Here is a 26,979-nt window from a genome sequence, read left to right as displayed (position 1 = left end):
CAAGGCCACATCTCCACTCTCAGGCTCGCCCGAGGATCATATCGGCTGCCTTTTCCGCGATCATCAGCGTCGGCGAATTGGTGTTGCCAGAAGTAATGGTCGGCATGATCGAGGCGTCGGCGATGCGCAGGCCCTCAATGCCGTTGACGCGCAGTTGCGGATCGACCACGGCATCGGGGTCGACACCCATGCGGCAGGTGCCGACGGGGTGGAAGATCGTCGTGCCGATCTCGCCCGCGGCTTTTATCAACTGGTCCTCGGTCTGGTATTGCGGTCCGGGCTTGAACTCCTCGGGCGCATATTTCCGCAGCGGCTCCTGCGCGACGATATGGCGGGTAATCCGGATGGCGTCGGCGGCGACATGTCGATCCGTTTCAGCGGCGAGATAGTTCGGGCGGATCGCCGGCTGCACCCGGTGATCGGGATTGCGGATATGGATCGAGCCGCGGCTATCAGGGCGTAGATTGCAGACGCTGGCGGTGAAGGCCGGGAAGGGATGGACGTTCTCGCCGAATTTTTCCAGGCTCAGCGGCTGGACGTGATATTGCAGGTTGGGCGTCTCGAATGAGGGGTCGGAACGGGTGAAGACGCCGAGCTGGCTCGGAGCCATGGACATAGGGCCGGACTGGCTGACGAGATATTCGAGCGTGATCGCGGCCTTGCCCAACAGCCGGTTCGCCTGCTCGTTCAGGGTGCGGATACCAGTCACCTTGTAGGCGCAGCGCAGTTGCAGATGATCCTGAAGGTTTTCGCCGACCTCCTTGCGCTCCAGAACGAGTGGTATGCCGGCCTCTTGCAGGACGTCGCCACGGCCGATGCCGGAGAGCTCCAGAATATGAGGCGAGCCGACCGAACCGGCGCAGAGGATGATCTCACGCCGCGCCCTGACGCTGCGCATACCGGCCTTTTGGTCGAATTCGACGCCGCTCGCCTTGAGCCCATCGAGAAGCAGGCGGCGGACATGCGCGCCTGTCATCACCGTTAGATTGCGTCTGCCGAGGGCAGGGCGGAGGAAGGCCTTTGCCGTGTTCCAGCGGATGCCGCGCTTCTGGTTGACCTTGAAATAGGAGGAGCCTTCATTGTCGCCGCGGTTGAAATCGTCGGTGCGCGGAATGCCTGCTGCCTCCGCCGCGTCGCGGAAGGCATCGAGAATATCCCAGTGAAGCCTCGCATTTTCGACGCGCCATTCGCCACCCACGCCATGCATTTCGTCAGGGCCGGCGTAATAATCCTCGGATTTCTTGAAATAGGGCAGGACATCGTCCCAGCCCCAGCCGGTGCAGCCGGTCTGCCGCCACAGATCGTAATCGCGCGCCTGGCCGCGCATATAGATCATGCCGTTGATCGAGGAGCAGCCGCCCAACACCTTGCCACGGGGATAGCCGAGCGCACGGCCGTTCAGCCCGGGTTCGGGATCGGTAGTGAAGCACCAGTCGGTGCGCGGGTTGCCGATGCAGTAGAGATAGCCGACCGGGATGTGGACCCAAGCGTAGTTGTCCTTGGCACCGGCCTCCAGCAGCAGCACGGAGACGTTGGGATCGGCGGAGAGACGGTTGGCGAGCGCACAGCCCGCGGTGCCGGCACCGACGATGATGTAATCGTAAATGTCGGCCATGGCTCAGTCGCGTCTCGCCATCAGCTTGCGGCCGAGCCTTGATGCATAGAGCTCTCCGACGATGCCGCGACGGAACAGGAGCACGCAGATCATGAAGATCGCGCCCGTGACGACCGTGACCGGAAAATCCGATGTCGCGAGATAGTTCTGCAGCGTCACGACGAGCGTCGCGCCGACGATCGGGCCGATGAGCGTGCCTATGCCGCCGAGAAGCGTCATCAGGATGACCTCGCCCGACATCTGCCAGGTGACGTCGGTCAGGGTGGCGAACTGGAAGACCAGCGCCTTGGTGGCACCGGCAAGCCCGGCCAGGGCGGCCGACATGACGAAGGCGGCGAGCTTATATTTGCCGACGGAATAGCCGAGCGAAATGGCGCGGTTTTCATTCTCGCGCACGGATTTGAGGATCATGCCGAAGGGCGAGTTGATGATGCGCCAGATGGCGAAGACGCCGATCAGGAAGATGCCAAGGACCAGATAATACATGTTGATCGGCACGTTGAGATCGATCAGGCCGAAGAGATGGCCGCGTGGCACGCCCTGGATGCCATCCTCGCCCTTGGTGAATTCCGATTGCAGGCAGAAGAAATAGAACATCTGCGCCAGCGCCAGCGTCACCATGGCGAAATAGATGCCCTGGCGGCGGATGGCGAGGAAGCCTATCACCAGGCCGAGCACGGCCGCCCCGATGACGCCGATCAGGATGCCGATCTCGGGGGTGAGCCCCCATTCCTTGACGGCATGGGCGGTGAAATAGGCGGCACCGCCGAAGAAGGCGGCATGGCCGAAGGAGAGAAGCCCGGTATAGCCGAGGAGCAGGTTGAAGGCGCAGGCGAAGAGCGCGAAGCAGAGCACCTTCATGATGAAAATCGGATAGAAGAAGAAGGGAGCGGCGATGAGTGCCGCGACCGCGATGAGGATCAGCGCGATCTGCAGGGGGCTCGCGCCGGATTTTCCTTCCTGTCGTGCCAGTGATGTCAGCGCAGTTTCGGCCATGTCACGCCTCCTTTCCGAACAGTCCGGCCGGGCGCAGCAGGAGCACGATCGCCATGATGACGAAGATCACGATATTGGACGCCTCGGGATAGAAGACCTTGGTCAGCCCCTCGCAGAGGCCGAGCAGATAGCCGGTGACGATGGCGCCGAGAATGGAGCCCATGCCGCCGACGACGACCACGGCGAAGACGACGATGATGATATTGGAGCCCATCAGCGGGCTGACCTGATAGATCGGTGCCGCCATGACGCCGGCAAGACCGGCAAGTGCCGCGCCGAGCCCGTAGGTGAAGGTCAGGAGCAGCGGCACGTTGATGCCGAAGGCCTTGACCAGCGTCGGGTTCTCGGTGGCGGCACGCAGATAGGCGCCGAGCCTGGTCTTCTCGATCAGCAGCCATGTTCCGAGACAGACGATGAGCGAGGCGACGACCACCCAAGCGCGGTAATTGGGCAGGAACATGAAGCCGAGATTGTTTCCGCCCGCGAGCGAGGGCGGCACGGCATAGGGCTGTCCGGCAGCGCCGTAATAATAGCGGAAGGTGCCTTCGATCACGAGCGCCAGGCCGAAGGTGAAGAGCAGGCCGTAGAGCGGATCGAGATTATAGAGACGCGACAGCGCCACTCTCTCGATGAGCGCTCCGCCGAGCCCGATGATGAGCGGTGCAAGGATCAGCGCCGGCCAATAGCCGATGCCGAGCAGCGTTAGGAGCAGATAGCCGACGAAGGCGCCCAACATATATTGCGCGCCATGGGCGAAATTGATGACGCGCAGCAGGCCGAAGATGATGGCGAGGCCAAGGCTCAGCATGGCATAGAACGAGCCGTTGATGAGGCCAACAAGCAATTGTCCGAGCAGGGCCTGGACGGGTATCCCGAAGATCATGGTCATGATCGTTATACTCCCAGGGCTTCGTTGAGCATCGGCATGCGCTGCGGCAGTTCCGCCACGTCGAAGCTCTCGGTCACATGGCCGTGCTCCATAACGTAGAAACGGTCTGCGACCTTGGCCGCGAAGCGGAAATTCTGCTCGACGAGCAGCACGGTGATGCCGCGTTTTTTCAGCGTCACCAGCACTTCGCCGATGCGCTGCACGATGACCGGCGCCAGCCCCTCCGTCGGCTCGTCGAGGAGCAGAAGCTTGACGCCGGTGCGCAAGATGCGGGCGATGGCCAGCATCTGCTGTTCGCCACCGGAAAGCTTGGTGCCGGGGCTGTTGCGCCGCTCCTTCAGATTGGGGAAAAGCTCGAATATCTCCTCAATCGACATGCCGTTCCTGGCGACGGCTGGCGGCAGCAGCAGATTTTCCTCGACGCTGAGGCTGGCGAAGATGCCACGCTCCTCCGGCACGAAGCCGATACCGGTATGGGCCGTCCTGTGCAGCGGAAGCCGCATCAGATCATGACCGTCGAAGGTGATGGAGCCGGTACGCTTGCGGATGATGCCCATGATGGCGCGTAGCGTCGTTGTCTTGCCGACGCCGTTGCGGCCAAGCAGCGTGACGGTCTCTCCCTGATAGATGTCGAGATTGACGCCGTGCAGGGCATGGCCCTCGCCATACCAGGCGTTGAGATCGCGAACGGCGAGCAGCGGCTTTCCCTTATTCATGCTCGGTTCCCATATAGGCGATGCGGACGCGCTCGTCCTGGCTGACGGTGCGGTAGTCGCCGGAGGCGAGGATTTCGCCGCGCTGCAGCACAGTCACATGATCACATATGTCGGCGACCACCCGCAGATTATGCTCCACCATCAAGACGGCGCGGCTTTTCGCCACCTTGCTGATGAGGCGGGCGACATTGCCGACATCCTCCTGGCCCATGCCAGCCATCGGCTCATCGAGAAGCAGCACTTTCGGATCGAGCGCCAGCGTGGTGGCGATTTCGAGCACGCGCTTACGGCCATAGGAGAGGTCCGCGGCAAGCATGTTGGGTGCGTCCTGCAGCCCGACTTGCTCAAGCAATTGCATCGCACGCTCGTTGAGTTCGTCGAGTGCGCCCATCGACCGCCAGAACTGGATGGCGAGGCCGTTCGGCCGCTGCAGCGCGACGCGAACATTCTCCAGCACCGTCAGATGCGGGAAGATCGCCGAGATCTGGAAGGAACGGACGAGCCCCATCCGGGCGACCCTTGCGGGCGGCGTCCTGGTGATGTTTTCACCCAAAAGCATGATGGTGCCGCTGGTCGGCTGCAGAAATTTGGTGAGCAGGTTGAAGACCGTGGTCTTGCCCGCACCATTCGGGCCGATCAGCGCGTGGACCCTCGCGTGATGCACATCGAGATCGACATTGTTGACGGCATTGAAGCCGCCAAAATCCTTCCGCAGGCCGCGGGCGGAAAGAACCACCCGCGCACCTTCGTGATCGGGACCCGGCGAAGTTTTCATCTTCGCCGTGTCAGCCATGACCGTGGCCGTCATGTCCAAGGTCCTTATTGCGAAACCAGCGGACAGCCGCTTTCCTGCGCGGAGAGATAAGCCTGATCGCCGGGAATGGTTGCCAGCACCTTGTAATAATCCCAGGGCTCCTTGCTTTCGTCCGGCTTCTTCACTTCCATCAGATACATGTCGTAGACCATGCGGCCGTTCGCCTGCACCTTGCCGCCGCGAGCAAAGACATCCTCCACCGGCATTTCATGCAGCTTCTTGGCGACCGCCTCGGTCTCGTCGGTGCCCGCCGCCTGGATAGCCTTGAGATATTGCGTTACCGCGGAATAGGTGCCGGTATGGACCATGTTGGGCATGCGGCCCGTGCGCTCGAAGAATTTGCGGCCGAATTCACGCGACTGATCGTCCCGGTCCCAATAGAAACCTTCGGTCAGGGTCAGGCCCTGTGCCGCCTCGAGGCCGAGGCCATGGACTTCGGCAAGCGTGAAGAGAAGAGCCGCAAGACGCTGGCCGCCGGCAACGATGCCGAATTCCGCGGCCTGCTTGATGGCGTTCGACGTATCGAGGCCGGCATTGGCGAGGCCGATCACTTTGGCGCCGGAGGACTGGGCTTGCAGCAGGAATGACGAATAATCGGTCGTGGCCAGCGGGTGGCGGACCTGACCGAGCACCTTGCCGCCCTTCGAGGTGACGAATTTGGCGGTCTGTTCTTCCAGCGAATAGCCGAAGGCATAATCAGCTGTGAGGAAATACCAGCTGTCGCCGCCCTGCTCGACCAGCGCGCCGCCAGTGCCGACAGCCAGCGCATGCGTGTCATAGGCCCAATGGAAGCCATAGGGCGAGCATTGCTTACCGGTCAGCTCTGTCGTGGCCGGACCGGTGGCCATGGTGACTTTCTTTTTCTCTTTCGAGAGTCCCTGAACAGCGAGTGCCACCGACGAGGTGGTCAGCTCCATGATGGAATCGACCTGTTCGGTATCATACCATTGGCGCGCGATATTCGACGCAATGTCCGGCTTGTTCTGGTGGTCGGCGGTGATGATCTCGATGGGGGCGTCAAGCACCTTGCCGCCGAAATCCTCCGCCGCCATCTTGGCGGCTTCATAGGACCATTTGCCGCCGAAATCGGCATAAACGCCCGACTGGTCGTTGAGGATGCCGATCTTGACCTTGCCGTCGGAAATCTCGGCGCTTTGCGCCGGAATGACGGTTGCGGCCAACAGGGCAGCGGATGCGATTGCCAATAGCTTCATCTTGGTCTCCTCCCAATGATGCAATGCTCGTTGAAACGGGAAAGGCTCCTGTTTCAGCAGCCGGATAGTGCCGGTTGTGTCACGATGATTTTCCACGCGCTCCGCGACACTCCCAGTCGCGGAACGGGTGTACGATGGTTGCTCCTCCCACATCATAGGCCGTTTTTCTCGTTCTCGGCTATCACGTGTTCTAAAAAACCTAGCATTGACAAATGCGTACAAGAACAACAATTTTCGAACACACTTTGTACGGAAATGTACAGAAAGGGTTTTGAAGCCGAGTTGCTGGAGGGGCGGTCATGCGGCAGTTCACATGGGACGATCTGCAATATTTTCTGGCCGTGGCGCGCACCGGGCAGCTATCCACCGCGGCCCGCAAGCTGAGAACCAACCACGTCACCGTCTCCCGGCGGATCGACCGCCTGGAGCAGGCGCTGTCGGCCAAGCTTTTCGAGCGCAATCCACGCGGCTACATGCTGACGCCGCTTGGCGAAAGGCTGATGGAACCGGCGGAAATCATGGAGCGCGAGGCGGGAAAGTTCCAGACGGAGGCGTCCGGCAACATGGCGTCGCTTTCCGGCGTGGTGCGGCTGAGCACGCTGGAAGGGTTCGGCAATTTCTTTCTGGCCGAGCGCCTGCCCGTGATGGCGCAAGCCTATCCCGGCCTCTCGGTGGAGGTCGTCACCATCCAGCAGATCGTCTCGCTCTCACGGCGCGAGGCGGAACTTTCCATCACGCTGCATCCGCCGCGCACAGGGGCGTATCAGCATGAGAAAATCACCTCCTACCGACTGTTCATCTATGGCTCGCGCCATTATCTCGCACGCGCGGCGCCGATCAGCCAGCGCGAGGATCTCTCCAGCCATCCGTTCATCGGCTATATCGAGGATATGGTGTTCACGCCCGGGCTCGATTACATGCGCGAGATCCTGCCCGGGCTCCGGCCGGCCTATCAAAGTTCCAGCATCCACGCGCAACTGAGCGCCGCACTTGCGGGTTATGGCCTGTGCGTGCTGCCTTACTACATGGCCTGCAAGCACGATGCGCTGGTGCCGGTCCTGCCAAAGGAAATGCATCTGCTGCGCGATTACTGGCTGAGCTGCCACGACGACGTGGTCGCCGCGCCGCGCATCCGCGTCCTGACCGATTTCATCAGGCGCGAGGCGCGCGCCTTTTCGGCGACGTTTCTTGGCGAGGCGCTGCTCGGCTGACGCGCAGGCGGGTCAGGCAGCTTTGCTGAAGGTCCGGCCGCTCTTGCCGAGATAGGCATCGAAAGCAGCGGCGACGGCGCGAACGATGAAGCGATAGTGCTCTTCCACGCGGACGATGCCATCCGAGATCTGGACGAGGCCGTCCCGCTTCAGCTCATCCAGCCGGCGATTGCCTTCGAGGACCAGGGCGGCGTCAAAGCCGTGGTGGCCGGCGATCGTTGCCACATCCACGGAGAAGTCGCACATCACCCTTTCGATCAGCGCCGCGCGGAACCTGTCTTCTTCCGTCAGGCGATAGCCCTTGGCGATGGCGAGTTCGCCGTTTGCAATGCGATTGGCATAGAGCCCGACCGGAACCTCGTTCTGCGTATATCCTTCCGCAAATCTGCCGATGGCGGAGGCGCCGAGGCCGACGAGCGTCTTGCAGTCGTCGGTGGTATAACCCTGGAAATTGCGGTGCAGCCGCCCTGCGCGCTGGGCCAGCGATAGTTCGTCATCGGACAGGGCGAAATGGTCCAATCCTATTCTCTGATAACCGGCCGCCACGAGAGCCCCGGCGATCGCCTCCGCCTGATCGCTGCGCGCATGCGCATCGGGCAGAATCGATTCACCGATCATTCGCTGATGCTTTTTGAAGGCGGGGATATGGGCATAGCCGAAAACCGCGAAGCGATCCGGGCGCATCGCAACCGCGGCTTCGACCGTCTCCACGCAGGAAGCCACCGTCTGATGGGGAAGCCCGTAGATCAAGTCGAAATTGATCCGGCAAATGCCCGCTTTTTTCAGGTGCTCCACCGCCAGGGCCGTGACTTCGATGCTCTGCATCCGGTTGATGGCTTTCTGGACTACCGGATCGAAGCTCTGGACGCCGAGGCTTGCGCGGGTGATGCCGGCATTTCCCAGGGCTGCGGCCATTTCCGGCGTCAAGGTGCGCGGGTCGATCTCGACGGCTGCATTGAGCGTCTCGGCGCATCCGAGCCTGTTGCGGATGGCATCCATCAACGCGACGAATTCGCCGGGCCGGATAATGGTCGGCGTTCCTCCGCCGAAATGGATCTCTCCTACGCAGAAGCTCTCGTTTCTCGCGCGGCCCACCAGCTCGATCTCGCGATGCAGTACATCGAGATACTCAAGGATCGGGTGTTCGCGCTTGGTGATTGTAGTGTGGCAGCCGCAATACCAGCACATCGAGCGGCAGAACGGAATGTGGAGATAGAGCGAAGTTGGCTCGCCGGATGGACTAGCCCCCAGCCAATCCGCATAGATCGATTTATCCGGCATTGCCGCGAAATGCGGCGCGGTCGGATAGCTGGTGTAGCGCGGCAGCCGCGCTTCGCCGTATTTGTCCATGATTGCCTGGGACATCGGGTCCTCTGCCTTGTTCAACAGCGATCTCTCATAAAGAGAGGGCGGCACGCCATCTTTGAGCAAGCTCAAACGATGAGCGTTTTTTGTTTCTATTTGTCCGGCAGCAAACAGCGTGGGCCGGATATCTCCTAAGCTGAAAGAGCCGGGTTTCTTATCCCGGTCGTACAACAAGGCGCAGGGAAGCAGTCATGCCGAACACCACGAATATTCCGCTGATCGATGTCAGGGTCATCGCACCCGCCGAACGCCATCCCAGGATTTTCGGGGCGCTGACCATGCTCGCGCCCGGCGAACAGATGCATGTGGTGAGCGACCACGATCCCCGGCCACTGCATTACCAGATCGAAGCACGCTATCCCGGTCAGTTCCACTGGCAGTATCTTGCGCAGGGACCGGATGTCTGGCGCGTGGAGATAGAGCGGTACGAAAATTCCGGTTGCGACTGCACGTGCGGCAACTGATCGGCCGCACCTGCCGATAGTCTATGTCTTGTCTGGGCTCCTTCCTTGAAGCGCCGTATCGGCCACTGTTTTTGCTGGCCGGGGCTTGGGCGTTTGCCGCGCCTGCCGTCTGGTTCCTTCCGGAAGGCTTCGGCCTCGATCGGGCGGCATGGCACGCCCATGAACTTCTGTTCGGCATGGGCGGCGCGGCGATGGGCGGTTATCTCCTGACTGCCATGCCGGCCTGGATCAAGCGAGGGCCGGTTTCCGCAACCGTTGCCGCTGGAATGGCCATTCTCTGGCTTGCAGCGCGCCTCTCCGGCCTGTTGGGGGACTATGTGCCGGTTGCCGTCCGTCTCATCGGGGCATCGGCCTATTTTGCGGGCCTGACGGCGATTCTCGCCTATCATCTCCTATTCGCGGGCGTCTGGGGTCGCTTTTGGGCGATCATCGCCCCGGCCGTGTTTGGCGGAGCCGCCGCCCTGTCCGTTTCCGATCTTGCCGGGGCGACCGCCATGGAGATCAGAAACACGGCCCCATTGCTGTTTGCCGTGCTGATCATCCTGATCGGCGGCCGCGCAGTGCCCGCTTTCACGCGTCATTGGCTTGAGCGGACGGGTATATCGGCTCCCATTCGAGATCGCCCGATGCTGTCGCGCGTGGCCGTCATTGCCGTCCTTGGCGCGATCTGTCCCGGCACAAAAGAATACCAACTCGCCAGGGGTGTTCTCTTGATATTGGCGTCGGCACTGCTGTTCGCCCGAATGACCGCATGGCGGAGCGTGAAGACCGTTCGCTATCCGGCTCTCTTCATGATGCATGTCGCCTTCATGTGGACACCGGCCGGCTTGCTGCTTCTGGGCCTAGCATCGATCTTCCCGGAAAACCTACCGGCTTCCACCACCTTACACACGCTGACGATGGGAGCCATGGGAACCATGATCCTGACCTTCATGATGCGGGCCGCTATGATCCGCCGTGGAGACCGGCTTCTCGTCAGCCGGGTCATGGCTGGCGCTTTCGTCCTCGTCTGCCTCTCGGCAGTGATCAGGATATCCGCAAACTGGCTTCCTGATACGGCCGTCGACCCCGTCACGCTCGCCGCCGTATGCTGGATGATGGGATGGGCCTTGTTTCTCCGGGCCTATCTGCCTGCCTTGAGCGGGCCGGTCCAAAGGCCGGTATTCAGTGCAGCGCTTAGTCGCATGTGAGAATTGTTTGACGGTGGACAAAGAGAAAAGATCGGACCCGCGGCATGCTTTCCAAATGATCCGAGAAAGGCAGTATCATGGGTCCGTTTTCTTCCAACCTGTCCGATACCGCGGCAGCAAACCGCTTTCCCCTGGCTTATGAGGCGGCCGCGTGATGATGGGCGCGGCGATCTCCCGCTGGACCATGAGCTATTTCGCCGCCGCGCTCGTCTTTCTCATTGCGGCGGAGGGGCTGATGGTGGCAGGCTACGGCTTTCCGGCCGCGCCGATGGAGGCGCCGGAGACGCTGGTGCTTGTCCATATGGTGACGATCGGCTGGCTCAGCCTCCTCATGTGCGGGGCGCTCTTCCAGTTCGTTCCGGTCCTGGTGGCCACGCCGCTGCGCTATCCGGCGCTGGTCCTGCCTGCATTCGTGCTTTTGCTTACAGGGCTTGGGTGCCTGCTCGGCGGGTTCCTGCAGCTGGCCGGCTCGTTTGACGCGGATCTTCCGCTGCTGGCGATGGCGGGTGTGTTTCTGCCGTCGGGCTTCGCGCTCGCGGTCTGGGTGATCGCCGTCACGCTCTGGGCCGGACGGCCGCTCGCGCTGCCGGCGCGTTTCGTCGCGGTCGGGCTTTTTGCAGTCGTCGTGGTCGCGATGCTCGGGGCTTCATTCGCCTTTGTCCTGTCCGGGACTTCTCCGTTTGATCCATTGATCGAACTCAGGCCGCATATCCTCACCATTCACGTCGCCATCGGTTTCGGCGGCTGGCTCGGCTTTACCGCCATCGGCGTCAGCTATCGCCTGCTGCCGATGTTCATGCTTTCACCGGAGAGCGAGCGGTCCACCGCATATTGGGTGTGGTGGTGCGGAAGCGCTGCCCTGCTGTTGATCGCCCTCATCGTCCCCGCCACGCTGCTGCTGGCGGTCGGGACCGGTCCCGTTATCACCGTGGCTTGCCTGCTCGCCTTTCTGGCCCTCGGCCTTTATGCCGCCGATCTCACTTTCTTCTATCGCCACCGCAGGCGCCGGACCATCGAGCTGAACAGCAGTGCGGCGCTCGGCGCATTTGCCATGCTCTATCTGGCGGTTCTGCTGTTCGCTGCGCTTCTCCTCACCGGAACGCTTGAACAGCACGTGGGCGCGCTTATCCATCTCATCGCCTTCGGCTGGCTTACCGGCCTCGGATTGTCACAGCTCTACAAGATCGTGCCGTTTCTCACCTGGCTCGAATGCTATGGCCCGGTGATGGGACGACAGCCTACGCCTCGTGTTCAGGACATGGTGGTGGAAAAGCGCGACATGCCGTGGTTCGCCGTCTATTTCCTCGGCGTGCTGGTGTGCACGGCAGCGCTGCTGGCGGATCAACCGACATTGTTTCGTATTCTGGCGCTGATGCCGCTCATGGCGACCGTCGCGATCGTGGTGGAACTGATCGGCGCTCGCCGGCTTTCGAATATCGCCGCCGAGAGGCGCCTGCCTCCGGGAACGATGCAGCCACGCCTTTTCCTGCCGCCGACGCTTAACTGGAGAAGATCATGACCCAATCCCCTTGTGAGCTCGATGTCAGGCCTATCCTGAAGGAAGGCGGAGAACCCTTCGGCGCCATCATGGCGGCTGTCGCGGCGCTGGCGCCCGGCCAGGGCCTGCGGCTGCTCGCGCCGTTCAAACCGGTGCCGCTCTTCCAGGTGCTCGCCGCCCGTGGTTTCGAGCCGTCGGCACGGGAAATCGGCGGCGGCGATTGGGAGGTGATCTTTACGCCCACGGGGGCCGAGACGCCGAAGGCCGTTATGATTAGCACCGCAGACGGGCCGGGATGGCCGGAGCCTTCTGTCGAACTCGACAATCGCGACCTCAATCCGCCGGAGCCGATGGTCCGCACGCTCGAAGCCGTCGAGGCCCTTGTACCAGGCCAGACTCTGGCCGCGCTGCTGCCGCGCGAGCCGCTATTCCTGTTCGAGGAATTGCAAAACCGCGGCCATAAATGGCGGGGCGATCTCGAGGCTGACGGTTCCTACAGGATCGTCATCCGCGCCTGCGTCGGTGAAAAGGGGCGGATATGAGCACCACAACTCTCCTCGAAGACGCAATATGTGATGCGCTCAGATTGGTGATCGATCCGGAACTGGGAGAGAATCTCGTCGATCTCGGTTTGATCTATGACATAGCGGTCGGCGGCGATGGCGGCGCTTATGTCGAGATGACGACCACGACCCGCGGTTGCCCTGCGACAGCCTATCTCAGGGATGCCGTGCAGACGGCGGTTTGGAATGTGCCGGGAATTCACTATGTGGAGGTAAGGCTCACCTATGAGCCGCCTTGGCGCCCCGAAATGATGGACGACGCCGCAAAGCGGCATCTGGGCATCCCGGAGAAAACGGAAAGACAGGCATGAGCGAAAAAGCAAATTCTGCGAAAACCATCCTCATCGACGGGGCGCCTCTGCCTGATGTCCTGACCGAGGAGATGATCCACGACGTGGTTCATGGCTTCTACGGCGCGATCCGCAAGGATGCGCTCCTCGGCCCGATCTTCGACGGCGCGATAAAGCCCGACAGGTGGCCGGACCATCTGGCGAAGATGTGCGATTTCTGGTCCGCCACACTGCTCAGGACATCCCGCTATGACGGGCGGCCGCTGCCGCCGCATCTCAGGATTCCGGAACTCGGCGAAGCGCATTTTCGTCAATGGCTCAAGCTTTTCCGGGCGACGGTGACGTCCAACTGTCCGCCGGAGGTCGCGACCCTCTTCATGCAGCGGGCGCAGCGGATTGCGCACAGCTTCCGTTTGGCGATTGCGGTCAACCGTGGCAAGTCCTCGATCGGCATCGAGCCGATCATGGAATGAGATGAGACAGGACGATGCCAGTACCCAGAATAAAACCAGGACGCTATCCGGCAATCCTCTCCTACGGCTTCAGGCCGTTCTTCCTCCTGGGCGCCCTCTATGCCGGGCTATCGATCCTGATATGGCTGCCGCTTCTCTACGGACGGCTCGAGACTGCAAGCCTGTTCGCCCCGGTCGACTGGCATATCCATGAGATGCTGTTCGGCTATCTCGCCGCGATCATCACGGGCTTTCTCTTGACCGCGATACCGAACTGGACCGGACGCCTGCCCGTGCAGGGGATGCCACTATTCGTGCTGGTGGCGATCTGGCTCGCCGGGCGGTTCGCTGTGTTCTTTTCCGCCGAGATCGGCTGGGTGGTCGCGGCGGTGGTCGATTGCGCCTTCCTCCTGGCCGTTGCGGCGGCCGCCGGCGTGGAGATCGTCGCCGGCCGCAACTGGCGCAATCTGAAGGTGCTGGCGCCGGTTGCCGTCCTCTTCATGGCGAATATCCTCTTCCACATCGAGGCGCATGTGAACGGGCTGACGGATATCAGCCGGCGGCTCGGGATCGGCGCGGCGCTGGTGCTCATCATGATCATCGGCGGCAGGATCATTCCGAGCTTCACGCGCAACTGGCTCGTCCGGGAGAATCCTGGCCGCCTGCCGGTGCCGTTCGCCCGCTTTGACGCCGTGGCGATCGTAATCTCCGGCGCGACACTTGCCGCGTGGACCTTCATGCCCGAACAAGCGGTGGTCGGACTGGCGCTTATCGCTGCGGGTGGACTCAATCTCTTGCGACTTGCGCGTTGGGCCGGCGACAGGACGCTACGCGATCCGCTCGTTCTTGTCCTTCATGTGGCTTATATATTCGTTCCCACCGGCTTCCTGCTCGCAGGCCTTGCGATCTTGTTTCCCGAAGCGGTTCCGGCTGCTGCGGCCATTCATGCATTCGGTGCCGGCGCGATAGGATCGATGACGCTCGCCGTGATGGCGCGCGCCACGCTGGGGCATACGGGGAGGGAGCTGCATGCCGGGTTCGGCACCTGCATGATCTTCCTGGGCGTCACGCTTTCAGCGGGCTTGCGCATTGCTGCGGCATTCGCATCCGATACCGCCATGCTGCATGCATCCGCCGCGCTCTGGGCGGTCGCGTTTCTCGGCTATGCCCTTCTCTATGGGCAGGCGCTGACGATGCCAAGGCTGCGCCCGCGGGCGGCGGCGCGCGCCTGACTTATGCCTTTCGGCGGGTATGCCTGTTCTCGGCGATGAGCGCGAGCTGATGCGGGTCGGTGACGACCACCTTCTGCCTTCCGTTCTTGACAATTCCCTCGCTCTCCCAGCCGCTGAGAAGGCGGCTGACGCTGTGCAGCGTCGTGCCGGTCATCTCGGCGATATCCTGCCGGGTGATGGGGAAGTCGATGGCTACGCCCTCATCGGACTTGCGCCCGGCCTGCTGGACGAGGCGCAGGAGCGCCCGCGCGATGCGCTGCTCGACCTGTTCGTTCGAAATCTCCAGAATGCGATCATGGGTCTCCTGCAGGCGCGTTCCGATCGTCCGATAGGTGCTTGTGCAGAAGGAGGGGAGCCGTTCCTGCATCTGCGGCCAGACCGCATTCGGCCAGGCCAAGACGATGCAGTCGACCGCCGCCACCGCCGTGGCGGGGTAGGTGGGGGCCCCCATGGCTATGGCAATCCCCAGGAGCTCTCCTTCATTGATGTAGCGCACGATCACCTGATCGCCTTCCGGCGAGGTTCTGACGACCCTGACGTGGCCGGAGAGAAGCAGAAAGAAGGACTGGGCCACCTCACCTTGCGAAAAAATCGCGCTGTCTCTGGAATAGTGTGCCGAGCGCGCATGGGAGAGCACGAACTCCATCTCCTCTGTTGAGAGATCCTGAAACGGCGGGAATCCGGCGATCAACGATTTATCCAGATTTGGCATGGGCACTCCGATTTTCTCGCCCGCATATAGCCAGGACTAACCATCATGATTTTGAGCCAGCGCAAATATTGCCGGCGGCTGGATCATTATAAGCGCGGACAAGCGAATTCGTTCATGAAAGGAAAAAACGATGAACAATATCCTTGCCGCCGTGACCCTCGGTGCCGCCGCCCTATTCGCAGCGAATGCCAATGCGGCCGAATTCGAGGTCAAAATGCTGAACAAGGGCGAGAAGGGCGTCATGGTCTTCGAGCCGGATTTCGTCAGGGCCGCGCCGGGCGATACCATCAGGTTCATTCCTACCGACAAGGGGCATAGCGCGGAAACCATCAAGGGGATGATCCCGAATGGGGCGGAACCCTTCAAGGGCAAGATCAATGAAGAGTTCGCTGTGACGCTGACCAAGGACGGCCTTTATGGCGTCAAGTGCGCGCCGCATTACGGCATGGGCATGGTCGCTCTCATCGAGGTCGGGACACCGGAAAATGTCGATGCGGCCAAGGAAGTGAAGCATCCGGGCAAGGCGAAAGCCGTTTTCGCCGAGCTTCTCGGCCAGGTAGTCGCCGCCAACTAAGAGACAGGGGGGACGGGGCCGCAGGGGCGGCGGCTCCGTCCTTTTAGCGCGGTTTCGAAAACGAATTTGCGCTGGCGCAAGGAATGGCCCCCACCTTCGGGCGAAGGTCACGCCCGAACCGTTCCAGTGCCGCATAGGCCGGGAATCACCGGCGAAGAAAGTTCAATGGCCGCGTTTCGCATACAGAATCCTGCAGGAGCAGCGCAGCCGATCATCAAGAGATCGCTGCTGCTTCTGCTTATCGTAACCGGGCTCGCCGCTCTCGTTGCGCTGGACAGCGCGCGGGCAGCCGGCAGATTGTCGGATTATATCGGCAGGGTCGCGCCGGGCGAACTGATCCCCGGAGCCGACCGGTTCGGCGAGATCGAAGGGGAGCCGCCGCTCGCGCCGATCTACAAGGGCGGGGAACTGGCTGGTTACGCCTATCTCAATTCCGATTTCACGAGTTCGGTCGGCTATTCGGGAAAGCCGATTCATATTCTGGTCGGCCTCGACAGGCAGGGGACTATCCGCGGATTGAAGCTGGCGGATCACAAGGAGCCGATCGTATTGATCGGCATCCCGGAGGCGAAGGTCGTGGCCTCGCTCAACGCGCTCATCGGCGCGGATATGGGGCGCGTGGCGGCCGGGGAGCTGCCCGCGCCGCAGGTGGATATCGTCAGCGGCGCCACCGTGACCGTGCTGGTCATGGGCGACAGCGTCGTCCGCTCCACCATCAGGATCATCCGCAGCGGCAGGCTGGGCGGCAATCCGTCGCCAGGCATGGCGGCGGCGGGGCCGCGCGAAATCAACGATGCGATACGAGACGTATCCGATTGGCAGACGCTCGTCGGCGAGGGAGCGGTGCGATCTCTGCGCCTGACGGTCGGCGAGGTTACGAACGAGTTCCTGCGCGCCGGCGAGAAGCGGGGGACCGAACATCCCGAAAGCTCAAACCCCACCGACCGGTTCATCGACCTCTACATTGCGCCCGTCAGCGTGCCAGCCATTGGTCTTAGCCTGCTCGGCGAAACGGGCTTTGAGCGGCTCAAGGAGAAACTCAAGCCCGACCAGCAGGCGATCCTCGTCGCCGGCGACGGCGCCTATTCGTTCAAGGGGTCGGGCTATGTGCGCGGCGGCATCTTCGACCGCATCGAGCTTCTGCAGGCGGGGCAGGGTGTCCGCTTCCGCGACCGTGATCATACGCGTCTCGGCGACATCATGGCCGAGGGCGCGCCGCATCTCAAGGAAATCGCGCTCTTCACAATTCCCGAGGACTTCGATTTCCGCGTCGCGGAACCGTGGGACCTGCAATTGCTGGTGCATCGCCGTGTCGGCGCACGCGACAAGGTCACCATGCCGTTCACATTGGGCTATCAGCTGCCGGAGCGGTTTCTGAAACCGGTAGCCGCGCCTATCGCGACCGCAGCGCAAGTGAAACCCATGGGGCCGAGCGGTGAGACGCGGTCGGCCGAGGCCAACCTGCCTGATGACGAGATCGCGCTATGGATCCGCATATGGGAGATGAACAGGGTATCCGTGGCGATCACGGTCGCGGCGATCGTCATCCTGACCGGTATCTTCTTCTTCCAGAACGCGCTGGTACGCCGGCCGAAGCTCTTCGCCTGGGTACGGCGGGGCTTCCTTCTCTTCACGCTCGTCTGGCTCGGCTGGTATGCGAATGCACAGCTTTCAGTCGTCAATGTGCTGACCTTCTTCAACGCGCTGGTGACGGGCTTTGCCTGGGAGTTCTTCCTTTCCGCGCCGCTGATCTTCCTGCTCTGGGCATCGGTGGCGGCGGCGCTCCTCTTCTGGGGACGCGGACCGTTCTGCGGCTGGCTCTGCCCATTCGGCGCCCTGCAGGAACTCACCAACAATCTGGCGCAATGGCTGAAGGTGCCGCAGGTGAAGATCCCCTTCGGCCTGCACGAGCGGCTGTGGCCGATCAAATACATCATCTTTCTCGGCCTCTTCGGCTTGTCCTTCTATTCGCTTGCACTTGCCGAGCAATATGCCGAGGTGGAGCCGTTCAAGACGGCGATCATCCTGAAATTCGCGCGGGACTGGCCGTTCGTCGTCTTTGCGCTGACGGTGCTTGCCGCAGGGCTTTTCATCGAGCGCTTCTATTGCCGCTATCTCTGCCCGCTGGGCGCGGCGCTGGCGATCCCCGGGCGCATCCGCATGTTCGACTGGCTGAAGCGTTACGCCGAGTGCGGCTCGCCCTGCCACCGCTGCGCCAAGGAATGTCCGGTGCAGGCGATCCACCCGGAGGGGCAGATCAACGTCAACGAGTGCATCTACTGCATGCACTGCCAGGAACTCTATCACGACGACCAGCGCTGCCCGCACATGATCGAGGTCAGGCGCAAGCGGGAGAAGTTCCAGGCGCTGTCCTCGCCGGGGACCGGCAAGAAAGGTCCGACCCGGCCCGTAATCTCCCATGGGGGCGTTCCGGTGAAGGTACCCGAACCCGCCCAATCCCCTACCACCCGATAACCAAGCAAGGAGAATCCCATGTCTCAAGAAGAAAACAAGAGCAGGCTGAGCCGGCGCCAGCTTCTGGGGAATACGGCAGCCATCGCGGCGGCGGGTGCGGCCGGCGCGGGCGGGATGCTGACGCTCGGCGGCGAATTCGTCACGCCGGCGCGTGCGCAGGCGGCATCCTCCACGGGCTCGTATGAGGTGAAGCCCGGCGAACTGGACGAATACTATGTCTTCTTCTCCGGCGGCCATTCGGGCGAAATCCGCGTGCTGGGGGCGCCATCCATGCGCGAGATGATGCGCATCCCGGTCTTCAACCGCTGCAGCGCGACGGGCTGGGGGCAGACCAATGAGAGCCGCAAGATCCTAACCGAAGGGCTGTTGCCGGAGACCGTCGAGTTCCTGAAGGATCGGGGCGGGATCTATCTCAACGGCGATCTGCACCATCCGCATCCGTCCTTCACCGACGGCACCTATGACGGCCGCTATCTCTTCGCCAACGACAAGGCGAACACGCGCGTCTGCCGCATCCGTCTCGATGTGATGAAGTGCGACAAGATCATCCAACTGCCCAACCAGCACACCGTCCACGGGCTGCGGGTCCAAAAATATCCGAAGACCGGCTATGTCTTCTGCAACGGCGAGGATCGGGCGCCGATCCCGAATGACGGCTCGGTATTGGATGACAAGACGAAGTACCACGCCATCTTCACGGCCATCGACGGCGAGACGATGAAGATCGCCTGGCAGGTGATGGTGGACGGCAATCTCGACAATGTCGATGCCGACTATCAGGGCAAATACTGCTTCGCCACCTGCTACAATTCCGAGGAGGGCGTGAACCTCGCGGAGATGATGGAGAAGGAGCAGGACTGGGTCGTCATCTTCGACCTTAAGGCGATTGAGGCGGCGGTCGCTAAGGGCGACTACAAGGAGTTGGGCGGCGTGCCGGTTCTCGACGGCCGTCACGGCTCGTCCTATACGCGCTATGTGCCGGTGCCGAACGGTCCGCACGGCATTAACACGGCGCCCGATGGTATCCATGTGGTGGCCAACGGCAAACTGTCGCCGACCGTCACCGTTTTCGACGTGCGCAAGTTCGACGATCTATTCGCGGGCAAGATCGAGCCGCGCGATACGGTTGTGGCGGAGCCGGAACTGGGCCTCGGACCATTGCACACCGCCTATGACGGCAGGGGCAATGCCTATACGACGCTCTTCATCGACAGCCAGATCTGCAAGTGGAACATCGAGGACGCCAAGCGTGCCTATCAAGGCGAGGAGGTCGATCCGATCCGCCAGAAGCTCGATGTGCATTATCAGCCCGGCCATAATCACACCTCCATGGGCCAGACCAAGGAAGCTGACGGCAAGTGGCTGATCTCGCTGAACAAGTTCTCCAAGGACCGGTATCTGAACGTCGGCCCGCTGAAGCCCGAGAACGATCAGCTGATCGACATATCGGGCGAGGAGATGGTGCTGGTGCATGATAATCCGACCTTCGCCGAGCCGCACGACGCAACCCTTGTGCATCGCTCAAAGATCAACCCCGTCAGCGTCTGGAAGCGCGACGATCCGATGTTCACTGATGCGGTGAAGCAGGCGGAGGCCGATGGCATCGACCTCATGACGGCGGGAGAGGTGATCCGCGACGGCAACAAGGTCCGTGTCTACATGACCTCTGCGGCACCAGCCTTCGCCCTGGAGAGTTTCACGGTGAGGCAGGGCGACGAAGTGACCGTCTATGTGACGAATATCGATGAGGTCGAGGATCTGACGCACGGCTTCAGCATCGTCAATTACGGGATCAATATGGAGATCGGGCCGCAGGCGACGGCCTCGGTTACCTTTGAAGCCACGAAGCCCGGCGTCTACTGGTACTACTGCTCCTGGTTCTGCCATGCCATGCACATGGAGATGAAGGGGCGGATGTTCGTAGAACCTCAGCCTGCGTGATGGCGATGCGGCTTCAACGCCTCATAAGCACGGTCGTGGCGGCGGCGTTTCTTGCCGCCGCCATGGCACTGCCGGCTTTTGCGGCGCGCATCGAAGTGCCCGCGAGCGCCGAACCGTTGCAGGCGGTCATCGACCGGGCGGCGGAGGATGATGTCGTCGTACTTCTTCGCGGCAATCATCAGGGACCGGTCGAAATCGGCAAGAAATTGACGCTCGACGGAGAACCCGGCGCCCGGATTCTCGGCAGCGGGGCTGGCAGCGTCGTCGTCGTCAAGGCCGAGAATGTTATCGTCCGGAATCTCGAAATCAGCGGTTCGGGACGCGACCTCGAGGCCATGGATGCTGGCGTATTCGTGACCAAGACCGCGCATGGCAGCATGGTGGAAAACAACGATATCGTTGGCAATCTCTATGGCGTCTATCTCCATGGCGCCCGGGATGCAGTCGCGCGCGGCAACAGGATCACCGGCATTCGCGAGGGGCGATCCAACGAGGCGGGCAACGGCATCTCGGTCTGGAATGCGCTGGGCGCCAAGGTGATCGGCAACGATATCCGCTTCGGCCGCGACGGCATCTACGTGGTGAGCAGCCGGCACAATCTCTTCGAGGGCAACCGTTTCCGCGACCTGCGTTTTGCCATCCATTACATGTACACCAACGACAGCGAAATCCGCGATAATCGCTCCGAGAGCAATGCGGTGGGTTTCGCGATCATGTATTCCAACAGGCTGACCATCGCCGGCAATAGCTCCCGTGGCGACCGCGATCACGGCCTGCTCCTCAACTATGCGAACGGCTCCGAGATTTCCGGCAATGTGGTGATCGGGCGGCTGCAATCGGCCGAGCGCTGGAAGAATGCCGGCAGGCTTGCCGGTGCGCATGCGCCTGCGGCGGCTGATCAAGACGCAGGCCCTGCTCAGCCGGCGGGTGGTATGCGCCTCGGGCCGCAGAAATGCGTCTTCATGTACAACGCCAACAAGAACCGCTTCCACGGCAACCGCTTCGAGGGCTGCGAGATCGGCATCCATTTCACCGCCGGCTCGGAAGGCAACGCGATCTTCGGCAACGCCTTCATCGCGAACCAAACCCAAGTGAAATATGTCGGCACGCGAAACCTCGACTGGTCGAGCGACGGCCGTGGCAATTTCTGGAGCGATAATCCCGCTTTCGATCTGGATGGTGACGGCCTGGCCGACAATCCGTACCGGCCGAACGATCTGGTCGACAAGGTTCTGTGGACCGCGCCGCGCGCCAAGATATTGCTGACGAGCCCTGCCACCCAGGTGATCCGTTGGGCTCAGGCGCAGTTCCCGGCCGTGCTGCCGGGCGGCGTGGTCGATAGCCATCCCCTCATGAGTTCGCCGGTTCCAGCGATGGAGGTTTCTCAATGACATCCAATGTCAAACTCGACGCCGTGGTGAAGCGCTATGGCGCGCGCGTAGCGACGGACCAGTTTTCGCTCGTGCTGGAAGAAGGCGAGACGATCGCCCTCGTCGGCCATAACGGGGCTGGCAAGACGACGCTGATCAAGCTGGTGCTTGGCTTGATCCGCCCTGATGCGGGGACAATCTGCGTTCTTGGAAGCGATCCCGCGCGGGGCGACGCGGAGGTGCGTCGCAGCCTCGGCTACCTGCCGGAGAATGTGGCGTTCAATCTCGCGCTCACGGGCCGCGAAACCTTGTCCTTCTACGCCAGGCTGAAGGGAGAGAGCGGCGGCGTGGTCCGCGATCTGCTCGAACATGTCGGGCTCGGTGAAGCGGGCGGCCGGCGGGTCGGCACCTATTCGAAAGGCATGCGGCAGAGGCTCGGGCTTGCCCAGGCGCTCATCGGCAAGCCGCGGCTTCTCCTCCTGGACGAGCCGACGACGGGCCTCGACCCCGCCTTGCGACAGCATTTCTACGAGATCGTGCGGGCGCTGCGGGACGAGGGTTGCACCGTTCTCATCTCCTCGCACGCGCTGGCCGAGATGGAAGGCTATGCCGATCGCGTGGTGATCATGGATCAGGGCCGCAAGATTGCGGACGGCTCGATTGACGATTTGCGCCGGATCGCCAGCATGCCATCGCGCATCCGCCTGCGGACGGCTCCCGGCGAATTGCAGCAGGTGGAAACGCACCTCGGACTCAATGGCTGCCACCGGCGGCTGAGCGACACGACGATCGAGGTGAATCTGGCATCCTCGCAGAAGATCCAGTTCATCCATCATGCGGCGGCGCTCGAGGACCAGGTTCTCGATATCGACGTGCTGCCGCCTTCGCTGGACGAGCTTTACGCGCATTTTCTTAATGGGAGGGCGGCATGAAGAGCATTCTCATCATCGCCTTGAAAGAGGTGCAGGAGGGCTTGCGCAACAGATGGGTGGTCGCAGCTACCGCGCTCTTGGCGACGCTGGCGCTGACACTCACCTTCCTAGGCAGCGCACCGACGGGCAATGTCGGGGTGGAGCCGCTAGACATCGTCATCGTAAGCCTTTCCAGCTTGACGATTTTCCTGGTGCCGCTCATCGCGCTGCTGATCTCGCATGATGCGCTGGTGGGCGAGGTGGAGCGGGGAACGATGCTGCTTCTGCTCTCCTATCCGCTTACCCGCTGGCAGATATTGCTCGGCAAATTCATCGGACATATCGCCATTCTCGCCTTCGCCACCACCATCGGCTACGGTCTGGCTGCGGCATCACTGCCGCTAACCGGCACATCGGTCAATCTCGGGAGCCTCACCGCCTTTGCCGCGATGATCGGCTCGTCGGTGGTGCTGGGCGGCGTGTTCGTCGCCATCGGCTATCTGATTAGCGCGCTTTCCGCCAACCGGGGCTCTGCGGCCGGCGTCGCCATCGGCGTGTGGCTCTTCTTCGTGCTCCTGTTCGATATGGCGCTCCTCGGCGTGCTGGTCGTCGATCAGGGCCGCGTGATCACGGCGTCCGTGCTCGATGCCGTGCTGCTGTTCAACCCCGCCGATGTTTACCGGCTCCTGAATCTCGCCGGTTCCGGTTCTGTGAGCATGCTGGCGGGCATGTCGGGGCTCGCCGACAGCAGCGTTCTTACCGCGCCGGCGCTGCTTGCGGCACTCGCCGTCTGGATCCTCCTGCCGCTCGCCTTTGCCGGTCTGGCCTTCTCACGGAGAGAATTATGAAACGTTTCCTGCTGGCCGTCGCAATGGCGGCGCTGACGCTTTCCCTGCAGGCCTGCCAGCGTGAGGCGGATGCGCCCCCCACGCCTTTTTCACTGACGGAGGAGGCGCTCGGCCATTATTGCGGCATGAACGTGCTGGAGCATCCGGGTCCAAAGGGACAGGCTATCGTGGCGAGCTTTGAGCATCCGATCTGGTTCTCTTCCGCGCGCGATGCCATCGCCTTCACCATGCTGCCGGAGGAGGCGAAGGACATCCGGGGCGTTTTCGTCTCTGACATGGCCAACGCGCCGAGCTGGGAGGAGCCCGGCCCGGACAACTGGGTTGATGCCTCGAAGGCTTTCTTCGTCATCGCAAGCGAGGTGAAGGGCGGCATGGGCGCCGACGAGGCGGTGCCCTTCTCGACCGAAGCCGCCGCCAAGGCCTTTTCGCAGCAGCATGGCGGTCTGGTTGTCACTTTGGCTGAGATACCCAGAAACTACATTCTGGGCAGCGGAAGCGAGATGGAGACGAGTATGTCGACCACCACAACGGGACGAGAGGAGATGTGACATGCACCCCAGGCTTTCGCGTCGTCGCATGATCAAGATCAGCGCCGCAGCGGCGGGACTTGCCTTGCTGCCCGCCCGTCTTCAGGCTGCCGTCCCCACCGCCGTTCAGTGGCGGGGCAGGGCGCTCGGTGCGACCGCAAGCCTCACGCTCAATCATCCAGACCCGGCAGAGGCGCATCGCCTGATCGAGAGGATCGAGGCGGAGATCCGGCGGCTCGAACGGATATTCAGTCTCTATCTTCCCGATTCCGAACTGGCCGTGCTCAACCGGGACTGCGCCATCGATTCCCCGTCCCGGGAGCTGGTGGCGTTGCTTGACGCCTGCCGTAACTATCGGGAGATCACCGGCGGCGTCTTCGACCCGACCGTTCAGCCATTGTGGGAGGCCTATCGGCAGTATTTCGCTTCCGGGACAAGCGAAGGATCGTTGGAGAGATGCGTCGCCGTCGCGCTATCGAATGTCGGGCTCGACGGTGTGATGGCAGACCGCAATCGCATCGCCTTCGCGAAACCGGGCATGGGGCTTACGCTGAACGGGGTTGCGCAGGGCGCTATCACCGACCGCATCATCGACATGATCAAGGCAGCGGGACTGACCTCATGCCTCGCCGATCTGGGCGAGTGCCGGGCGCTTGGTACGGCCGCCGACGGCAGTGGCTGGCGGGTGGGAATCGATAATCCGCTCAACAGTGGTGAGGTGGCGAAGATTCTCGAAATCACGGACCGGGCGGTCGCCACATCAAGTCCGCTCGGCTTTCGTTTCGAGGAGAGCGGTCGCCACAATCATCTTCTCGATCCCCTGAGCGGTCTTTCCGCACGACGCCATGCAAGCGTCACCGTCGTGGCGCGGTGCGCCGAGGAGGCGGATGCGCTCTCTACCGCTTTCAGCCTGATGGAGCCGGAACAAGCGCGCGAGGTGGTGCAGAAAATGAGAAAGATCGACGTTTTTTTCATCGATTTCGATGGAAAAATCACCGAATTGCGAACGGAAAATCTATAGGTTCGTACCGTCCCACGCAGTGGCCGTCGCCGGTGCAATCCGCAATAGATCGACGGCACGACGTGCGATTTGCTCGACAATCTCGTCAATGCCAGTTGGCCTCAAATAGAAGGCCGGCACCGGCGGCATGACGATCGCGCCCATCTCGGTCACCGCGGTCATTGCCCGGAGATGGCCGAGATGCAGCGGCGTTTCGCGGGCGATCAGGATGAGCGGACGGCGCTCCTTGAGATGCACATCGGCCGCCCTTACCAGAAGATTGTCGGAAAGCGAATGGGCGGTGGCCGATAGCGTGCGCATGGAGCAGGGCGCGACGATCATGCCTGATGTGGGGGTGGAGCCCGAGGCGATTGCCGCGCCGATATCTGAAGCATCATGCCGGCGCACGGGAAGGGCGTCTATTTCGGCGAGGGCATCGCGGCCGAGCTCCTCAGCAATCGTGCGTTCGGCGGCTTCAGAGATGACGAGATCGACGGAGGCGCTAATATTGAGGAGATTCCAGACGATCTGCACCCCGATGGCGGCGCCCGAAGCGCCGCTGATCCCGACCACGACACGCACCGTCATTTCTCCGCTCGCGCCTGAAGGCCGAGATACGGCCAGAGCGCATCGATTTTTCTGGAAATTTCGATAGGCATGATAAGCGGCTTGCCCCATTCGCGGATCGTCTCGGCGCCGACCTTGGTGGTGGCATCGATCCCGAGCTTGCCGCCGAGGCCGGGTTCCGGTGAGGCGAAATCGAGATAATCGATCGGCGTGCGCTCCAGCAGCATGAGGTCGCGCGAAGGATCGGCGCGCGTCGAGGCGGCCCACAGGATATCGGCGCCGCTGCGAACGTCGATATCGTCGTCCACGACGATAATGCCCTTGGTATAGCTGAACTGCGGCAGCATTCCCCAGAGACCCGCCATCACGCGGCGCGCCTGGCCGGGATAGCATTTGCGGATCGACACCACCGCCAGCCGGTAGGAACAGGCATCCGGCGGAAAATGAATGTCCGCGATCTCCGGCATCTGCTGGCGGATGAGCGGAACGGCCAGATGATTGAGCGCCTCGCCGATGATCGACGGCTCGTCAGGCGGCCGGCCGGTGAAGGTCGAGACATAGAGAGGGTCGTTACGGGTGGTGATTGCCGTCACCTGCATTACGGGGAATTTTTCCACCTGATTGTAATATCCGGTATGGTCGCCATAGGGGCCTTCTGGTGCTGTTTCGGTGGCGGATACCCAACCCTCTATGACGATCTCGGCATCGGCTGGGACCATCAGCGGCACGGTGACGGCGGGAGCGCCGCGCGGGCGCTCGCTGCGAATGAGGCCGGCAAAACTCATCTCCGACAGCGTTTCCGGGAGGGGCAGGGCGGCTGCGAGCATGGTGCCAGGATCGGCGCCGATGGCGATGGCGACCGGTGTGTCCTCCCCTAGCGCCGTCCAGGCACGGTGATGCGCCGCGCCGCCGCGGTGCGCGAGCCACCGCATGATCAGGCGGTCGCGGGAGAGCACCTGCATGCGGTAGACGCCGACGTTCAGGCTCGCAACATCGGCGGGATCGGCATGTGGCGGGCGCGTGATGACGAGCGGCCAGGTAATGAGTGGTGCTGGCTCGCCCGGCCAGCAGGTCTGGATCGGCAGAAGGCCCAGATCGACATCGGCTCCGCGGCGGATGACGGCCTGCACCGGCGGACGCGATATGATTTGCGCGCGGGTGCGCAGTGCGGCCTTGAGCATGGGCCAGCGGCTCATCGCATCGCGCAGGCCGTTGATAGGCTGCGGTCCCCGCAACGCGGCGAGCGCCTCGCCGAGGGCGGGAAGATGTTCGGGCAATATACCGAGACCGGCAGCGACGCGGCGGACCGTTCCAAAGAGATTGACGACGACGGGCATGGTCGCTGGCTCGCCATTCGCACCTGTCGCTCGGTCGAAGCGCAGAGTCGGGCCGCCGTTCATCAATACGCGGCGATGAACTTCCGTCATCTCATGGACGAGCGAGACCGGCGCCGCGATGGAGGCGAGGTCATCTTCCGCCACCAGATGGGCGAGAAAATCACGCAGGTTCCTGAAAGGGGGCAGATCGCGGAAGGGCATGGATTTT

At 62.2% G+C, this 26,979-nt stretch carries 26 protein-coding genes; 16 read left to right on the top strand and 10 right to left on the bottom strand.

The genetic code is table 11. The annotated features are described in order from the left end of the window. Positions 1-19 precede the first annotated feature (19 nt). Genes ATN84_RS16950 through ATN84_RS16925 form a run of 6 tightly spaced genes read right to left on the bottom strand, consistent with a single transcriptional unit; the run spans position 20 to position 6,244 of the window. Entirely contained in the window at positions 20-1,615 is a 1,596-nt protein-coding gene (locus ATN84_RS16950; RefSeq protein ID WP_068882848.1) for a GMC family oxidoreductase, read from the bottom strand. Between the two features lie 3 nt (positions 1,616-1,618). Beyond that, entirely contained in the window at positions 1,619-2,611 is a 993-nt protein-coding gene (locus ATN84_RS16945; protein WP_068882847.1) for a branched-chain amino acid ABC transporter permease, read from the bottom strand. A 1-nt stretch (position 2,612) separates the two neighbouring features. Then, positions 2,613-3,500: a branched-chain amino acid ABC transporter permease gene (locus ATN84_RS16940; RefSeq protein WP_068882846.1), complete on the bottom strand. Its 888-nt coding sequence runs from the start codon at positions 3,498-3,500 to the stop codon at positions 2,613-2,615. Positions 3,501-3,505: 5 nt separating this feature from the next. Further along, positions 3,506-4,216, bottom strand: a complete 711-nt coding sequence (locus ATN84_RS16935) for an ABC transporter ATP-binding protein (protein ID WP_068882845.1) — start codon at positions 4,214-4,216, stop codon at positions 3,506-3,508. Next, complete coding sequence (locus ATN84_RS16930) at positions 4,209-5,009, bottom strand: ABC transporter ATP-binding protein (RefSeq protein ID WP_068883526.1); 801 nt, start codon at positions 5,007-5,009, stop codon at positions 4,209-4,211. Before ATN84_RS16930 ends, ATN84_RS16935 begins: the two co-directional genes overlap by 8 nt. Positions 5,010-5,035: 26 nt before the next feature. Beyond that, positions 5,036-6,244, bottom strand: a complete 1,209-nt coding sequence (locus tag ATN84_RS16925) for an ABC transporter substrate-binding protein (RefSeq protein WP_068882844.1) — start codon at positions 6,242-6,244, stop codon at positions 5,036-5,038. Positions 6,245-6,543: 299 nt separating this feature from the next. Here ATN84_RS16925 and ATN84_RS16920 point away from each other — a divergent pair, with 299 nt between their 5' ends. Beyond that, positions 6,544-7,455 (top strand): LysR family transcriptional regulator, encoded by a 912-nt coding sequence (locus tag ATN84_RS16920; RefSeq protein ID WP_068882843.1) that lies wholly within the window; start codon positions 6,544-6,546, stop codon positions 7,453-7,455. Between the two features lie 12 nt (positions 7,456-7,467). Here the strand turns inward: ATN84_RS16920 and hemN are convergent, their stop codons facing one another. Next, positions 7,468-8,820, bottom strand: a complete 1,353-nt coding sequence (hemN, locus tag ATN84_RS16915; protein ID WP_068882842.1) for an oxygen-independent coproporphyrinogen III oxidase — start codon at positions 8,818-8,820, stop codon at positions 7,468-7,470. 191 nt (positions 8,821-9,011) lie between these two features. On the opposite strand from hemN, the gene ATN84_RS16910 reads away from it, so the two are divergent. The 7 genes from ATN84_RS16910 (at position 9,012) to ATN84_RS16880 (ending at position 14,509) form a co-directional block, all read left to right on the top strand. Next, positions 9,012-9,284 carry a DUF2249 domain-containing protein gene (locus tag ATN84_RS16910; protein WP_068882841.1) on the top strand — a complete coding sequence of 91 codons (273 nt, stop codon included), beginning with the start codon at positions 9,012-9,014 and terminating at the stop codon, positions 9,282-9,284. Between the two features lie 23 nt (positions 9,285-9,307). Continuing rightward, on the top strand, positions 9,308-10,474 hold the full coding sequence (locus ATN84_RS16905) for an NnrS family protein (protein WP_068882840.1): 1,167 nt from the start codon (positions 9,308-9,310) through the stop codon (positions 10,472-10,474). 154 nt (positions 10,475-10,628) lie between these two features. Beyond that, positions 10,629-11,993: a hypothetical protein gene (locus ATN84_RS16900; RefSeq protein ID WP_068882839.1), complete on the top strand. Its 1,365-nt coding sequence runs from the start codon at positions 10,629-10,631 to the stop codon at positions 11,991-11,993. Then, positions 11,990-12,514 carry a DUF2249 domain-containing protein gene (locus tag ATN84_RS16895; protein WP_068882838.1) on the top strand — a complete coding sequence of 175 codons (525 nt, stop codon included), beginning with the start codon at positions 11,990-11,992 and terminating at the stop codon, positions 12,512-12,514. Before ATN84_RS16900 ends, ATN84_RS16895 begins: the two co-directional genes overlap by 4 nt. Beyond that, positions 12,511-12,846 (top strand): metal-sulfur cluster assembly factor, encoded by a 336-nt coding sequence (locus ATN84_RS16890; protein ID WP_068882837.1) that lies wholly within the window; start codon positions 12,511-12,513, stop codon positions 12,844-12,846. The genes ATN84_RS16895 and ATN84_RS16890 overlap by 4 nt, the downstream gene beginning before the upstream one ends. Next, positions 12,843-13,298, top strand: coding sequence for a group III truncated hemoglobin (locus ATN84_RS16885; protein WP_068882836.1), 456 nt, complete (start codon positions 12,843-12,845; stop codon positions 13,296-13,298). The genes ATN84_RS16890 and ATN84_RS16885 overlap by 4 nt, the downstream gene beginning before the upstream one ends. Positions 13,299-13,312: 14 nt before the next feature. Further along, positions 13,313-14,509, top strand: coding sequence for an NnrS family protein (locus tag ATN84_RS16880; RefSeq protein WP_068882835.1), 1,197 nt, complete (start codon positions 13,313-13,315; stop codon positions 14,507-14,509). A 1-nt stretch (position 14,510) separates the two neighbouring features. Here ATN84_RS16880 and ATN84_RS16875 read toward each other — a convergent pair whose 3' ends face one another. After that, positions 14,511-15,221, bottom strand: coding sequence for a Crp/Fnr family transcriptional regulator (locus ATN84_RS16875; protein ID WP_068882834.1), 711 nt, complete (start codon positions 15,219-15,221; stop codon positions 14,511-14,513). A gap of 130 nt (positions 15,222-15,351) precedes the next feature. Between ATN84_RS16875 and ATN84_RS16870 the strand changes: the two genes are divergently transcribed. The 8 genes from ATN84_RS16870 (at position 15,352) to ATN84_RS16835 (ending at position 24,888) form a co-directional block, all read left to right on the top strand. Further along, positions 15,352-15,795 (top strand): pseudoazurin, encoded by a 444-nt coding sequence (locus ATN84_RS16870; RefSeq protein ID WP_068882833.1) that lies wholly within the window; start codon positions 15,352-15,354, stop codon positions 15,793-15,795. A gap of 165 nt (positions 15,796-15,960) precedes the next feature. Next, positions 15,961-18,270 carry a NosR/NirI family protein gene (locus ATN84_RS16865; RefSeq protein ID WP_068882832.1) on the top strand — a complete coding sequence of 770 codons (2,310 nt, stop codon included), beginning with the start codon at positions 15,961-15,963 and terminating at the stop codon, positions 18,268-18,270. An 18-nt stretch (positions 18,271-18,288) separates the two neighbouring features. After that, positions 18,289-20,211 (top strand): TAT-dependent nitrous-oxide reductase, encoded by a 1,923-nt coding sequence (gene nosZ, locus ATN84_RS16860; protein ID WP_068882831.1) that lies wholly within the window; start codon positions 18,289-18,291, stop codon positions 20,209-20,211. A 5-nt stretch (positions 20,212-20,216) separates the two neighbouring features. Then, positions 20,217-21,602 carry a nitrous oxide reductase family maturation protein NosD gene (locus ATN84_RS16855; protein ID WP_425287415.1) on the top strand — a complete coding sequence of 462 codons (1,386 nt, stop codon included), beginning with the start codon at positions 20,217-20,219 and terminating at the stop codon, positions 21,600-21,602. Then, positions 21,599-22,513: an ABC transporter ATP-binding protein gene (locus tag ATN84_RS16850; protein ID WP_068882830.1), complete on the top strand. Its 915-nt coding sequence runs from the start codon at positions 21,599-21,601 to the stop codon at positions 22,511-22,513. Before ATN84_RS16855 ends, ATN84_RS16850 begins: the two co-directional genes overlap by 4 nt. Further along, the gene (locus ATN84_RS16845) at positions 22,510-23,340 is read left to right on the top strand and encodes an ABC transporter permease subunit (RefSeq protein ID WP_068882829.1); all 831 of its coding nucleotides are present in this window, start codon (positions 22,510-22,512) and stop codon (positions 23,338-23,340) included. Before ATN84_RS16850 ends, ATN84_RS16845 begins: the two co-directional genes overlap by 4 nt. Further along, positions 23,337-23,888 (top strand): nitrous oxide reductase accessory protein NosL, encoded by a 552-nt coding sequence (locus ATN84_RS16840; protein WP_068882828.1) that lies wholly within the window; start codon positions 23,337-23,339, stop codon positions 23,886-23,888. The genes ATN84_RS16845 and ATN84_RS16840 overlap by 4 nt, the downstream gene beginning before the upstream one ends. 1 nt (position 23,889) lies before the next feature. Further along, the gene (locus ATN84_RS16835; protein WP_082766343.1) at positions 23,890-24,888 is read left to right on the top strand and encodes an FAD:protein FMN transferase; all 999 of its coding nucleotides are present in this window, start codon (positions 23,890-23,892) and stop codon (positions 24,886-24,888) included. On the opposite strand, the gene ATN84_RS16830 is transcribed toward ATN84_RS16835, so the two are convergent. Next, complete coding sequence (locus tag ATN84_RS16830; RefSeq protein ID WP_068882827.1) at positions 24,883-25,455, bottom strand: UbiX family flavin prenyltransferase; 573 nt, start codon at positions 25,453-25,455, stop codon at positions 24,883-24,885. The two genes, ATN84_RS16835 and ATN84_RS16830, sit on opposite strands and share 6 nt — an antisense overlap. Next, the gene (locus tag ATN84_RS16825) at positions 25,452-26,972 is read right to left on the bottom strand and encodes a UbiD family decarboxylase (protein WP_068883522.1); all 1,521 of its coding nucleotides are present in this window, start codon (positions 26,970-26,972) and stop codon (positions 25,452-25,454) included. The genes ATN84_RS16830 and ATN84_RS16825 overlap by 4 nt, the downstream gene beginning before the upstream one ends. Positions 26,973-26,979: the final 7 nt, after the last annotated feature.

This window comes from Paramesorhizobium deserti (genome assembly GCF_001558695.1).
Classification (GTDB): domain Bacteria; phylum Pseudomonadota; class Alphaproteobacteria; order Rhizobiales; family Rhizobiaceae; genus Paramesorhizobium; species Paramesorhizobium deserti.
This window is presented reverse-complemented; position numbering and strand designations above follow the sequence as displayed.

Coding starts and splice junctions, on each gene's coding strand:
- ATN84_RS16950 (WP_068882848.1), bottom strand. CDS start 1,615: ATGGCCGACATTTACGATTACATCATCGTCGGTGCCGGCACCGCGGGC.
- ATN84_RS16945 (WP_068882847.1), bottom strand. CDS start 2,611: ATGGCCGAAACTGCGCTGACATCACTGGCACGACAGGAAGGAAAATCC.
- ATN84_RS16940 (WP_068882846.1), bottom strand. CDS start 3,500: ATGACCATGATCTTCGGGATACCCGTCCAGGCCCTGCTCGGACAATTG.
- ATN84_RS16935 (WP_068882845.1), bottom strand. CDS start 4,216: ATGAATAAGGGAAAGCCGCTGCTCGCCGTTCGCGATCTCAACGCCTGG.
- ATN84_RS16930 (WP_068883526.1), bottom strand. CDS start 5,009: ATGGCTGACACGGCGAAGATGAAAACTTCGCCGGGTCCCGATCACGAA.
- ATN84_RS16925 (WP_068882844.1), bottom strand. CDS start 6,244: ATGAAGCTATTGGCAATCGCATCCGCTGCCCTGTTGGCCGCAACCGTC.
- ATN84_RS16920 (WP_068882843.1), top strand. CDS start 6,544: ATGCGGCAGTTCACATGGGACGATCTGCAATATTTTCTGGCCGTGGCG.
- hemN (WP_068882842.1), bottom strand. CDS start 8,820: ATGTCCCAGGCAATCATGGACAAATACGGCGAAGCGCGGCTGCCGCGC.
- ATN84_RS16910 (WP_068882841.1), top strand. CDS start 9,012: ATGCCGAACACCACGAATATTCCGCTGATCGATGTCAGGGTCATCGCA.
- ATN84_RS16905 (WP_068882840.1), top strand. CDS start 9,308: ATGTCTTGTCTGGGCTCCTTCCTTGAAGCGCCGTATCGGCCACTGTTT.
- ATN84_RS16900 (WP_068882839.1), top strand. CDS start 10,629: ATGATGGGCGCGGCGATCTCCCGCTGGACCATGAGCTATTTCGCCGCC.
- ATN84_RS16895 (WP_068882838.1), top strand. CDS start 11,990: ATGACCCAATCCCCTTGTGAGCTCGATGTCAGGCCTATCCTGAAGGAA.
- ATN84_RS16890 (WP_068882837.1), top strand. CDS start 12,511: ATGAGCACCACAACTCTCCTCGAAGACGCAATATGTGATGCGCTCAGA.
- ATN84_RS16885 (WP_068882836.1), top strand. CDS start 12,843: ATGAGCGAAAAAGCAAATTCTGCGAAAACCATCCTCATCGACGGGGCG.
- ATN84_RS16880 (WP_068882835.1), top strand. CDS start 13,313: ATGCCAGTACCCAGAATAAAACCAGGACGCTATCCGGCAATCCTCTCC.
- ATN84_RS16875 (WP_068882834.1), bottom strand. CDS start 15,221: ATGCCAAATCTGGATAAATCGTTGATCGCCGGATTCCCGCCGTTTCAG.
- ATN84_RS16870 (WP_068882833.1), top strand. CDS start 15,352: ATGAACAATATCCTTGCCGCCGTGACCCTCGGTGCCGCCGCCCTATTC.
- ATN84_RS16865 (WP_068882832.1), top strand. CDS start 15,961: ATGGCCGCGTTTCGCATACAGAATCCTGCAGGAGCAGCGCAGCCGATC.
- nosZ (WP_068882831.1), top strand. CDS start 18,289: ATGTCTCAAGAAGAAAACAAGAGCAGGCTGAGCCGGCGCCAGCTTCTG.
- ATN84_RS16855 (WP_425287415.1), top strand. CDS start 20,217: ATGCGGCTTCAACGCCTCATAAGCACGGTCGTGGCGGCGGCGTTTCTT.
- ATN84_RS16850 (WP_068882830.1), top strand. CDS start 21,599: ATGACATCCAATGTCAAACTCGACGCCGTGGTGAAGCGCTATGGCGCG.
- ATN84_RS16845 (WP_068882829.1), top strand. CDS start 22,510: ATGAAGAGCATTCTCATCATCGCCTTGAAAGAGGTGCAGGAGGGCTTG.
- ATN84_RS16840 (WP_068882828.1), top strand. CDS start 23,337: ATGAAACGTTTCCTGCTGGCCGTCGCAATGGCGGCGCTGACGCTTTCC.
- ATN84_RS16835 (WP_082766343.1), top strand. CDS start 23,890: ATGCACCCCAGGCTTTCGCGTCGTCGCATGATCAAGATCAGCGCCGCA.
- ATN84_RS16830 (WP_068882827.1), bottom strand. CDS start 25,455: ATGACGGTGCGTGTCGTGGTCGGGATCAGCGGCGCTTCGGGCGCCGCC.
- ATN84_RS16825 (WP_068883522.1), bottom strand. CDS start 26,972: ATGCCCTTCCGCGATCTGCCCCCTTTCAGGAACCTGCGTGATTTTCTC.